An 11,942-nucleotide genomic window follows, 5' to 3' on the forward strand; every position below is an offset into this window, starting at 1 on the left:
GGTTAAACTTTGGGAACCCCGAATTTTTGGTCCGGAGTCCCCTTTTTATATAAATCTTACAATCGGACTACTTATGGCAGTCCGCTGCTTATTTTCAATATGCAAGATACAAATTTATAAGCTAAAAGGTAACTGACTCCGCCGAAAATCCGGCCATTCCAAAGAGCGACGCCCCTTTTTCGAAGAATTTCGCGGTGTCGGTGGTCAAAAACCTTGTTTTTCCATTTTTTGTAAGGCGAGCATCCATCTCCGGATGGCGCTTCAGGTAGTCCACCGTCTTCTCGGACACGATATCCCCCTGGAATACCAGTTTCACCTTCTCGGGGAGCGCTGCACGGATCGCCCCCTCCAGGAGCGGGTAATGGGTGCAGGCGAGCAAGACGGTGTCGATATCCGGGTCTTGGGCGAGCAGGGCGTCTACATCCTTCTTCACGAAGAACCGGGCCCCTTCGGATTCCCTTTCGCCGTATTCGACCAGAGGTACCCACATGGGGCAGGCATGTTGCGTCACGTGCAGCTCGGGGTAAAAATGCTTGATCTCGATCAGGTAACTGCCCGAAGACACGGTCCCTGCTGTCCCGAAAATTCCGATATGGCCCGACTGACTGAACTTGCCGATTTCCTCGGCAGTGGGTCGCACAATGCCTAGCACGCGCTTGTCGGGGAATTCATACGGCAGCACATCTTGCTGAATACTCCTGAGCGCCTTGGCCGACGCCGTATTGCAAGCAAGAATCACCAAGGGGCAACCGCGGCTGAACAATTCACGCACCGCCTGCAACGTATAGCGGAAAATCGTTTCGAACGTGCGCGAGCCATACGGGGCGCGGGCATTATCACCCAAGTAAAGGTAGTCGTACTGCGGCAAAGCCTTCTGCAGGTTTCTCAAAATCGTAAGACCGCCAAAGCCCGAATCGAACACGCCTATCACAGGGCTTCCTCCATCATCTTGTGGACCATGGGGAGCATGTGAACCTTGGGGTCGAACTTTTCGCTTTCCTTGCGGCACTCCAGCACATCAATCGGAGCAAGCACCTTCACGCTCACCTTGCAGCGCTTCGTGTCTTTGCGGCGTTCCCACACCGGGCCCGAGCCTTTGATCACTAGCGGAAGCATAATGGCATCGTTTTCGCAAGCGAAGCGGAATACGCCACTCTTGAACGTTCCAAGAGCACCCGTCTTGCTGCGCGTGCCTTCGGGGAAAATAAAGATGCGAACAGAGTTGCCTCTTTCGGCAACAGCCTTGCGCACGGCCTTGGCGGCACCGCCCTTTTCGCGGTTCACCAAGACGCAGCCAATCTTGTGCATCCAGAAATTCAAGAACGGAATTCGGTCAAGCGACTTTTTCGCGACAAAACCTACCGTCTTCTGGAGTGCCAAAAATACAATCGGAATGTCGGCAAACGAATTGTGGTTGCCTACGACGAACACCGGGCGGCTCCAATCGACTTTGCCAAGCTCAGCCTGGTTTTCAATAGTCAAATCCACACGAAGCACCTTCATGCAGAATCTTGAAAAATCCTGGATTTTGTGTTCAAGCCAAGCTTCAAAATTTTTTTTGTAGCGCAGTTTTAAATACGGCAGCGCAAGAATATACATCAGCATATACCCCAACACAGCGACAGCGACATAGACTTTAAACAAGAATACAGGCATACTCAAATCCATACTTCGATTCTGGTGAGTTACAGAAGGCAAGAACCTTGAACGTCTAAACCTTCGCAATTTGCCTTTCCAGAATCTACGCTTGCAATATAACAAAAACAGGCACGCCTCGGCACGGGTCACCCCCACATAATAAAGCCTCCGTTCCTCATCCAGTTGGCGTTTTCGCGCTTGTCGGTCGCCGGTACATTCCCCGGGCGTAAGTTTCTCACATAATCCGGCATAATACACCACCGCATACTGGAGGCCCTTGGACGCATGAACCGTCTCGATATGCACACCGTCTTCAACAGTCACCTCGGGCGCAGCGGCTCCATTTTTCATTTCGCCCGCCTCAGTCACCACATCGCCTGCAATCGGAATGTTATAGTCGCGGAGCGCCTGTTCGTAATAAAGGCGCTGGCGGTTGTAGCGGACCAGAATCGCAAAATTTTTCCAGGCTAGATCGTAATCTTCGCGAATTTCCTTGATCGACATGACAATCTTCTGGATTTCTTCGACAGGGTTATCAGACACCCAGATTTCAGGTTTGCGATTTTCCTTATACAGCGGGTTTCCACCGGAGCCATTCAGGTTGCCAGCCCTAAGCATCTTGCGCAAGTGAATCGGTTTGTTCTTGAAGATGTCATTGGCGAGGTACAGCACGTTCGGAACCGAACGGTAATTCCATTCCAGGCGAATCTGTGTGGATTCCTTGAAGTCTTCGCAAAAGCGTTCGATGTTTCCGATGTCGGCACCGCGGAACCCATAAATGGCCTGGTCGTCGTCGCCTACCACGAATAGTTGCTTGCGGTCGCCGAGCAGTCCTTTCACCAAGCGGTACTGCGAAGGATTGATGTCTTGGTACTCGTCGACCAGAATTTCTTGCCACTGTTCGCGAAAGTAATTCCGCGCCATCTCGTTGGTTTCGAGCAACTGAATCGCCGAATAAATCAGGTCTTCAAATACGACTTGTCCCGATTCCAGCACCGCATCGCGAAGCGGCTGCAGTTTTGCCGACACTGTCGCGCCATAGCAGTCTGAAAACAAATTTTCCCGAGACACCTTGACTTTCAACTTGAGTTTCGAAAGCGCCTGCGAGAATTCACGTTCCGACGCTTCTGTCGGCACGGGCATTTTCTTGAAGCCCAAGAGTTCGTAAGCCGGGCACCCGCCGCCCGCACCCGCCTTACCGCACGGAATCTTGCACTTGAGCATGTACAGCGCAAGCGAATGGAATGTACACAGTCGCACGCCCGCATTCGGGAATAGTTTCTGCACGCGTTCCCGCATCTCGGCGGCGGCCTTTGCGGTGAAGGTCAGCGCCAGGATTTTCTCGGGCTCTACACCGCAAAGAATCCTGTACTGGATTCGCTTGGTCAAGACGGACGTCTTGCCCGAGCCGGCCCCCGCCAAAATCAAAAGTTGCGCACCTTGTTCATGATCGTGCAACACCGCTGCACGCTGGTCAGAATTTAAACCCTTGAGGATTTCTTCGGCGTCCATAACGCCTCGTAGGGAATGGGGCGAAGTACATGTAAATCGCCACCGCTATCTAAAAACCGTCGCACGCCCCAGGGTATTCCAAGGCCTGCGCCGTCGAATTATTTCGGCTCGCCTTCAGTCTTAGCCGGCACTTTTGCCGCAGGCGTTCCGCCGAGCAAGAACACGAATGCACCGAACAAACTCAGTACCAGACTCACAAAGTAAGCAAGCAACTGAATCACTACCGATTCAAGCCCCGGCACTCCGGCACGTGCAAACAGCGACTGCGCCAAAAGTTCACGCGGGCCAAAACCGCCAATCGAAATCGGAAGCGCACTCACGATTGCAACGAGCGGGATATAGTAAAAGTACCACGAAATCGAGAGGTCCACGCCCACCGCGATTCCGCAAAAATAATGCACCAGAATTCGAAGGCCCTGCGTCAGTGCCGAAAGCAAGTTAATAGACGCCAAAAGCTTTACCGAACGGAATTGCTGGAATCGTTCGAACATGTGGATCAGGCGTTCGTTAATCTTCTTCGGGAAAATCTTCGTAAGCACCTTGCACAAGAGGCGCCCGAGCCTACGGCTGCAGAGAGCTGCAAATAGGGCACAGAATCCCAGGAAAATCCAGACCGAGGGCCACATGAACGAACGCTGCGCTTCGTCATGCATAAAGAACAGAAGTCCCATCGCAAGAGCAAACAGCGTAATAAAGAACAGCCCATAAAGGCGGTCAAAAAATGTCGCCGTCAGCCCAGCGCCAACGGAATCTTGCCCGCCCTGCATACGGATGTCGTAAACCTTTTTGGCATCGCCACCCACATTGCCCGGCATAAAGTTGTTAAAGAACAAGCCCACGTAATAAAGCTTGAGCAAATGACCATAGCCCATTTTCACGTTCTGCTTTTCGAGCAAGAGCTTCCACTGCAGACACGCCGTAAAGTTCGAAAGGCCAAGGCACAAAAGCGCAACAAACAAGGGCCAAATACTATGCGCACTGAACAGGCGATACAAATCGTCGACGCTCCAGTCAGGAGCCATCACGATGTTTCTGTACACAAAGTAAGCGGGGACAATCGTCACCACCAACTTCAAACAAAAAATCAACGCCGATTTGAGTCGGCCATTCATTTTACTCATTTCCTCCCCCCACTTGTCGCTCTATAACGGCATCCTGCAAAAGATCGAGAGTCTTCTCGGCAGCAATGTCCCAGCGGAACTCGCCTGCATAACTCTTCGCCGCCGCCGAAAGTCTCGTGCGCAAATCGTCGTCGCTATAAAGCCTGTCCATTTCGGACGCACAAGTATGAAAATCCCCCACCGGGAACAAGAGTCCCGTTTCACCGTTTCTTACGCTGTCGCGGAGCCCCGGCACATCGCTTGCAATCGTCGTCGTCCCAAGCCTTGCAGCTTCCACTACCGTGAGGCCCCAACCTTCCTTGTAGCTCGTCTGCAACAGCGCCACCGCATTCTGCAGCAAAGCGCGTTTCTTCGACGGCGTCACAAATCCCAAAAGGTCGACGCGTTCCGTAAGTCCACGTTCCTTGAGCCACGCCGGAATCTTTTTCAGGAGCGGGCCGTCACCTGCCACCACGAGCTTTACATCCGGATGGTTCTCGGCAAATTCTTCGAACGCCTCGAGCGCCGTCCAAATTCCCTTGTAGCGGTGCACGCGCGAAAGCCACAAAAAATACGGCGTACTCGGCACTTCTTCAGACTTCTCGACCTGCGACGGATCCACATCAGCAGCCTCATGGGCTTCGTCAGAACCATTATAGATTACTGAAATGCGGTCTTCATCAATTCCAATTTCTTCCAGTTCGTACTTGGTACTCGGGCTTACCACCACAAACGGCTGCTTGCGGTAGAACCACGGAATAACGCGTTCGAACGCCCACACCATAAAGGCAATCGGGAACGACGCCTCATGGAAAATGGAGCTACGCCACAAGTGGTGCATCTGCACCACCACAGGCTTCTTGGTCAAGAACGGCGTAAACAGCGGAAGCTTGTTCAAGTCCTCGACCACCACATCGAAATTGAATTCACGGTCCAGCTTGCGGATATTCATCGCCACCGTGAGCTGGAACAGCAGATCGCCCCCCTTGCGAACCACCTCGATTCCGTCCACCGTTTCGCGGGCCTTGCAGCCGGCAAACGCCGTCGTCAGAAGCACAACCTTGTGCCCCGATTCTACAATCTGAGAAAAAATACGGTGAAGGTGCTTTTCGGCGCCCCCTGCGGCGGGGTGCATCCGGTCGCGGTAATTGACTACAAGGATGTTCATCGGCTAGGGCTTTCTGCCCAGAACTCCAATGCACAACTGCGTGTAGTGCATAAGCGAATTGTTTTCAAGCGCATCAAGAATTTTGTCCTTGACCTTCTGGTAAGCCGTTCCCTGCAGCGGGTACTTCGGGAGTTCGACTCCCACCTTGAAGCCCACTTCACGCACAATGCGGTAAAAGAGGTTCGGGCGCATCCAGTCGCCATAATCGTAAACACATTCAAAGCCCGCATCGGTCATGAGCTTTTTCAGCTGCGGCATGGTGAACTGCTTTTCCCAACCGGCAAACCATTTGTCCATCGCAATCAGAATATGCTTGATTACGGTGTAAGGGTGAACGGTCTGCGGCACGTCGCACAGGCAATGGCCGCCATGCTTTAGAATGCGGTAGTTTTCCTTGATCAGCGGGAGCGAATCCTTAAAATGTTCGGCCAGGCCCTGGTGGAACACAAGATCAAAAGTGCAATCCGGGAACGGAGCCTTGAAGGCATCGCCACGCACAAGCTTCAGGTTATCGTAAAGGTTATCCTTCGCGCGAATGGCGTCCACAATCTTCAAACTGTTTTCAGCGTAATCGAGCACATAGACATCGGCACCCAAGCGAGCCAGCTCTGCGCTGTCGCGACCGGTACCGGCGCCCACTTCCAAAACCTTGAGGCCTTCGAGTTTAAAATTCTTCTTAATCGTATTCAACACAGACGGAGACGAAGGGTAAACCTTGTCCATATCGTTCTTCTGTTGCCAAAATCTGTTCCAGACAGACTGATCAGGTTCTTTAATAGACATAGCGTGTAAAATATACTAATTCGGAATTCAAAATTTGGAATTCAATTTTTGCCGTGAGCCGAAAGCGACTCGTATAAACGAGTCGTGACGGCGAGAGTGAGGCTATATCACATTTTTTTGTTAGAAATAGAGCCGAACGGTCTGTAAAGGGGAAAGTCTCCCCCTAAATACGGCCTCGACTCAGCCTGCTCCGCACGCTCACATGGCCGTTCCGGAATGTTCGCTTAGCGGCCAGGCTATCGCCGAGTCCTCCTTTACCCCCTCGCCTAAGGGCTCCGCCCCTAAAACCCCACATTAGTCACAAATTTACGACAATAGTTGATTTTTTGAAACAATTTTTCTAAATTTAAAGACAAAATTCATCAAAATGTGACAATATACGGGAAATTTGATACACTTTGCTAATTTTTTACACTTTTGGCACGCATCTTGCTTAAAAAAATACGATATTAAGGATGTAAGGTTATAAAATGCATATTGATTCTACTGATACTACTCTAAAACGTTACCTCGAAGATATTAGACGCACCGCTCCCCTCTCTCGCGAAGAAGAGCAGATTCTGTTCCAGAAAGCCAAAGAAGGCGACAAGATCGCCCGTAAGAAGCTTATTTCTGCCAACATGCGTTTCGTTTTGAAAGTCGCTATTCAATACCGTGGTTGCCCGATTCCGCTGCCGGACTTGGTGAGCGAAGGCGCCATGGGTCTCGTGCGTGCTATCGAATCCTTTGAACACACTCGTGGTCTTAAGTTCATTAGTTACGGCGTGTGGTGGATTAAGGCTTACATTACCCGCGCCATTAACGAACAAGGCAACCTGATTCGCTTGCCGGCCAACCAGCACTTGCGCGTGCGTAAGGCTTTGCACGAACAGAGCCGCGGTAAGGAAATCAACGAAGAAATCCGCGAACTTATCCAGATCGGTCAGCGCGGCGTTTCGTTCGACAGCCCGCTCAAGGCAGACTCCAAGGCGACCTACGCCGAAGTGTTGCCTGACGGCACCGCAACGAACCCGGAAAACGAATCCGAAATCCAGAGCGTCGAAGCTTTGGCCCGCGACCTCATGGAACAGCTTCCGGAACGCGAAGCCAAGGTGATTACCGGCATCTTCGGTATCAACCAGGAAGCTCCGCAGACACTTCGCGAAGTGGGCGAATCCATGAACATCTCCCACGAACGCGTCCGTCAGCTGCGCGACCAGGCACTCCGCCGCATCCGCAAGTACAACAGCAAGGAATTCTTGCAAGACAAGAAGGACGCATTCCTCGCAGCGATTAATAAATAATTAATCGCTGCCTATGACGCATGGGGCTCCGCCCCCTGGACCCCTTTCCCACAAGCTGACTAAAATCAACAAGTAGGGGTCACTTCGTTTCGTCATGCAAACAACCAACAATTAAAAAGCCCGGTTGAAAACCGGACTTCTTTTTATATCAAACTTTTCGGAAAGCACGCACAGACTCAAAACTCTTTCGTCTCTCGTCTGTAGCGAGCTCGCGAGCGTTCTTTCGCCTACTTCTTGTGTTTCTTGCGGCGAACGCCCCACTTGTCCTTGATTTCTTCGACAATCTTCTTGTCTTCGTAGCGGACAACCATCTTGAACTGCACGGTGTACACGCCCGTCCCAACGAAGCGTCCCTTGTGATCCTTGAAGTTCCAGTTCACAAAGACCTTCTTGTCGGTTTCAAGGCAGTTACCACCGAACTTCGGGCTTTCGCAAGGCACCGTAATAATGGTGTCGTTCACGTACTGGCCCAAGTGATCGAAGTAGTTCACGATGAACGAGATGTACACATCTTCAGGCTTCAAGGAATCAAGCACGGACGGGTCGTACGTACCGTCAGAAGAAACCTGGGCGCGGTCAAGAAGCTGCGGCACAAAGCGTTCGCCCAACTGCACCAACTGTCCAAGCGCCCCTTCTTTTTCCATGTCTTCCTTGGTGGTCGAGCCCGGCACGTAGCGCAGGTTCACCGAGCTTACGGTCTGCAACGTGTAGCTCTTGCCGTCAGAATCTTCCCTCGGAGTGTCGTCATTGACATCGAAGGTACCCATCTGAGTGGCTTCGACCAAGTGGTTCAGGAGACCTCCGATAATGACCGCCTGCGGGTTTTCGCCAGCGATATTGCCGTAGTTATCCTTGATCGCATCCTTAAGACCCTTGTGAACCACAATGGAGTCACCCGGCATGATCGTTCCGTCGCTTCCGTTAAAGACAAGCTTTGCAGTAAGGCCATCCGGAGACCAGTCTATTCTCGTCGGGTTCAGTTCGATTGTTTCTTCGCCATGAATGTAAGAGAAGAAATCCTTACCCTTCAGGTTCTTCGTGCGAATCGGTTCCGAGAATCTGATTTCAAGCGTATCGGCCTTCTTGCCATAACTGAGCGTTGCGCTTGCCACAACCGGCGCCATCTTGTCAACCAGCGGAGCGACGTCTTCGTTCACGAAGGTTTCGCCAAAGATCCTGTAGTAGGTATAGATAGTTGCCTGCGGCAGGTTCTCAGAGATGCTCGTGACACCGGAAGCAAGTTTCGTCGTCGAGAACACGTCCCAAATAACACGGGTCGGATCCTTCGGGTCGATTTTCATGTTTTCAGGCTGAGCCTGCAGCTGGATCATCATTCCGCGATAGCTATACCACGGGAACGACATGTACAAGGATTCGTCCACGTCATCCTTTGTCAACTTCTTGTCGAACACGGCCACAACCTGGTCGAGAACGCCATCGCCATCGGTATCCCAGTATTCCACATTCTGGATCATCGGGAATCTGTCAACCACCTGGACAGGAACTTCGCGTTCGTATTCGTCAGAGGTGATGTACGGCAAATTCGTGAAGGTTGCCCCCGGATAGAGCGACACGCTATCCTTGTCACTACCCTTCAGCTTGAAGTTCTTGCCAACCAGAATCACGATATCCTTGGCAGGCATGTAGACCTTCTTGATCTGGTCCACATCGAAGCCGTAGCGTTCAGCGCTCTGCTTGATCATGACCAGCATTTCGGGCATACCGATGTCCACCGGGAACAGGTCAATGTTATACTGCAAGAACAGCGAGTCAAGACCGTTTACGTTGCGAATAGCGTAGGCGTCCTTAATGACATTGCTACCCACTTCCACAATCGAGGCCTCGCGCACATAGGTTGCGCCATCGCTAGCCTTGTCGCCATAGGTCACCAAGGCCTTGGCATCCTTCGGGAATTCTCCGACAGACGGAAGCACGAGGCTAGAGACATCCACCAGAATGCGGTCGCGGGCAGAATTGAGCTTCGGATCCACGCAATCCAAGGTGTCCTTGCCAATCACCAACTTCACGCCATCCAGGTAGTAGTTGCTCGACAAGGTGTCATCCAACAAGATTTCCACATAGTCCAAAGCCATATCGCCATCAGTATCCTTGATGTAGCCGACACGGGTATCTGGAATCGGGTCGTAGAAGTTGATATTGTCAATGATGATCATTTCATTGCCACCATACACCTTGATCGAACCGCCCTGAACCACTTCGTCTGCCGTCACGAAAATCGTCACGGAGCCGTCAGCGTTAACCACCAGGGATTCGTTCTTGGAGCCGTCCGTCGGGTCAACCAGCTTCACGCCCGTCTTCGAAACGAAGCGGAGCGAATCCGGAGAGTCAAAATATTCCTTGACCTTGTCCTTATCCAAAGTAATGGCAACGACATCGCCCACCTTGGCAGAATCCAGGCCGGAATTATAGTGCAAATCCATCGGAATTCCCTTGGGGTCATTCGTCAGCAGGTAATGGTTGCCATTGATCGCCACCACCTTCGGGTTGCTCGGATCGGGATCCGTGGGAACAAGGACCACCGTCTTCGAGACAAGAGAATCACCCTTTTCAAAGTCATCGGCAGACGGGTATTCGTCAAAGCCCGTACCCGGATCCTCATCGTAGTCTTCAGCACCGAAATACACTCTCGAAGAACTGGAACCGTCGCCTTCGTCTTCTCCACTTCCGATTGTACGACTCGAAGAGGACTTATCGCCAACATCTTCACCGTTACCCTGTTCGCTACTGCTAGAACCGTTACCATTGCTGTTGCTGCTGGAATGTCCGCCGTTTCCACCAGAGCTCAAGTTCGAATCGCCGGCGCTGCTGGTACCGTCGTTGCCACTGCTACCGTTGTCATTACCGGAGCTGCTTCCATTGCTATTGGAACTACCGCCATTGCTATTGGAACTGCCTCCATTACTATTGGAGCTACCGCCGTTACTATTGGAACTTCCGTCGTTGCTGCCAGAGCTAGAAGCATCGCCACCGGAGCTATTGCCATTGCCTGCAGAGCTCAAGTTGGTGCCGCTACTAGAATTGCCATTGTTGCCGGAGCTAGAGCCGTTATTGGAGCTGCTAGACTTTGCACTGCTAGACGATTCATGGTATTCCACCAGCGAAGAACTACTCTGGGAGTCGCTAGAAACTTCTTCATCGCTACCCGTATGACCGCCTTCACGAATCACGCCCACACCCGAAAGCGGAGCCAAATCATCAAGGTAGTTGTCGATCCACTGCACATGAATCAACACGTTGTCGTTAATCATCTTCTTCGGGTTTGCCGCATAGTCCACAAAGATCATATGACCCGTATTAGACGCCACAAAAAGGTGACCATAGCCATCGGTGGTTCCCTGGTCCAAACGCCAGCCCACACCCGGAGTTCTCGGGCCCGTCAAGTTTTCATTTCTTTCTTCGAAGAAATATGTACGCAAATCAATTTCAGCAATCTTCTTCGCCGTGACTTTACCGTTTTCATAAGACGGCTTGATCTGCACAATCTTGGAACCACCGAACACGAAAATGGTCTTGGAATACGTATCGTAGGCGCCGCCATGTGCACCTTCCAAGGAGTCAATCAAAGATTTCGTTCCGACTTTAGTAATGACCTTTTCGCCAATTTTACCACCAATCTGGGACTGGTTTTCTCTAGTCACCGTCGTCCAAGTCGTATCGGTAAATACACCGAAATAGGCCTTTTTATTTTCTTGGCCTCGTCTTTCTGCAGAACACGCCCTGGTACCACCGCTCGATTCGCAACCACCACCCAAATAATCAGAATACGTAAAGAAGGCCGTACCTTCGCCATCCCAAATCACAGTAGCTAATTTCTTGTCGTTATGGCGATCCGGTTCCTTAGGCACAAGTTCTACCTGGTGACCAATGTCAGCAAAGTTCTTGGTAGCCGAATCCATTGCCGTCGAGAATCGGTACAAGTAGCCCGGAATACCGGCGGCCCACAACCATTTTTGATTGGGATCCATCATCAAATGCCAGAAACCGCCCTTCTGCGTTGCAGGAGTCGAGGTTTTCACAAGGCATTTTCCAGAGCCTGTGGCCTTGGCGGTCTTGTTCACTTTATAAATCTTTTCGCCCTGACCAGCCACCAACAGGTCGCCATCAGGATGGTGCACGATACCATCGGCACCCTTCACGTTATCGCCTTCTGTACAAAGCGTCTTCTTGTCAGAAGGTTTCATCAGCAAGTAACCCGCACCATTATACTGGTAGCTGATGCTCTTGACGCGGTCGTTCTGTTCGTACTTGGTATAGTACAGCGTAGCCTTGGTAGCAGCATGCGGCACGATATCGCCGATCTGCTGAATCCAAATACCCGTCGCCGGATTTTCCGGGGTAGGATAATCTACATCTGCAGCATAGCTTACCGCCGCAGACAACAAAAGCATTGAAATGTATTTTGCCGTATTTCTCATGTTCTTACCCTCGAAAAAAAAT

At 51.5% G+C, this 11,942-nt stretch carries 7 protein-coding genes; 1 reads left to right on the top strand and 6 read right to left on the bottom strand.

The window, feature by feature from the left end:
• Nucleotides 1–121 precede the first annotated feature (121 nt).
• The 5 genes from murI to BUC02_RS03045 form a co-directional block, all read right to left on the bottom strand.
• A complete protein-coding gene (gene murI / locus BUC02_RS03025; protein WP_073318451.1) occupies nt 122–931 on the bottom strand; it encodes a glutamate racemase in 810 nt (269 codons plus the stop codon).
• On the bottom strand, nt 928–3,150 hold the full coding sequence (locus BUC02_RS03030) for a UvrD-helicase domain-containing protein (RefSeq protein WP_073318454.1): 2,223 nt from the start codon (nt 3,148–3,150) through the stop codon (nt 928–930). Before BUC02_RS03030 ends, murI begins: the two co-directional genes overlap by 4 nt.
• Nucleotides 3,151–3,248: 98 nt before the next feature.
• Entirely contained in the window at nt 3,249–4,271 is a 1,023-nt protein-coding gene (locus BUC02_RS03035; RefSeq protein WP_073318457.1) for a lysylphosphatidylglycerol synthase transmembrane domain-containing protein, read from the bottom strand.
• Nucleotides 4,264–5,418 (bottom strand): glycosyltransferase family 4 protein, encoded by a 1,155-nt coding sequence (locus BUC02_RS03040; RefSeq protein ID WP_073318460.1) that lies wholly within the window; start codon nt 5,416–5,418, stop codon nt 4,264–4,266. Before BUC02_RS03040 ends, BUC02_RS03035 begins: the two co-directional genes overlap by 8 nt.
• 3 nt (nt 5,419–5,421) lie before the next feature.
• Nucleotides 5,422–6,201, bottom strand: coding sequence for a class I SAM-dependent methyltransferase (locus BUC02_RS03045; RefSeq protein ID WP_073318463.1), 780 nt, complete (start codon nt 6,199–6,201; stop codon nt 5,422–5,424).
• Between the two features lie 470 nt (nt 6,202–6,671).
• On the opposite strand from BUC02_RS03045, the gene BUC02_RS03050 reads away from it, so the two are divergent.
• Entirely contained in the window at nt 6,672–7,484 is an 813-nt protein-coding gene (locus tag BUC02_RS03050; RefSeq protein WP_072800257.1) for a sigma-70 family RNA polymerase sigma factor, read from the top strand.
• Between the two features lie 227 nt (nt 7,485–7,711).
• Here BUC02_RS03050 and BUC02_RS03055 read toward each other — a convergent pair whose 3' ends face one another.
• Nucleotides 7,712–11,920: a hypothetical protein gene (locus tag BUC02_RS03055; protein ID WP_139260990.1), complete on the bottom strand. Its 4,209-nt coding sequence runs from the start codon at nt 11,918–11,920 to the stop codon at nt 7,712–7,714.
• Between the last annotated feature and the right edge of the window lie 22 nt (nt 11,921–11,942).

The organism is Fibrobacter sp. UWOV1, from assembly GCF_900142495.1.
Lineage (GTDB): Bacteria > Fibrobacterota > Fibrobacteria > Fibrobacterales > Fibrobacteraceae > Fibrobacter.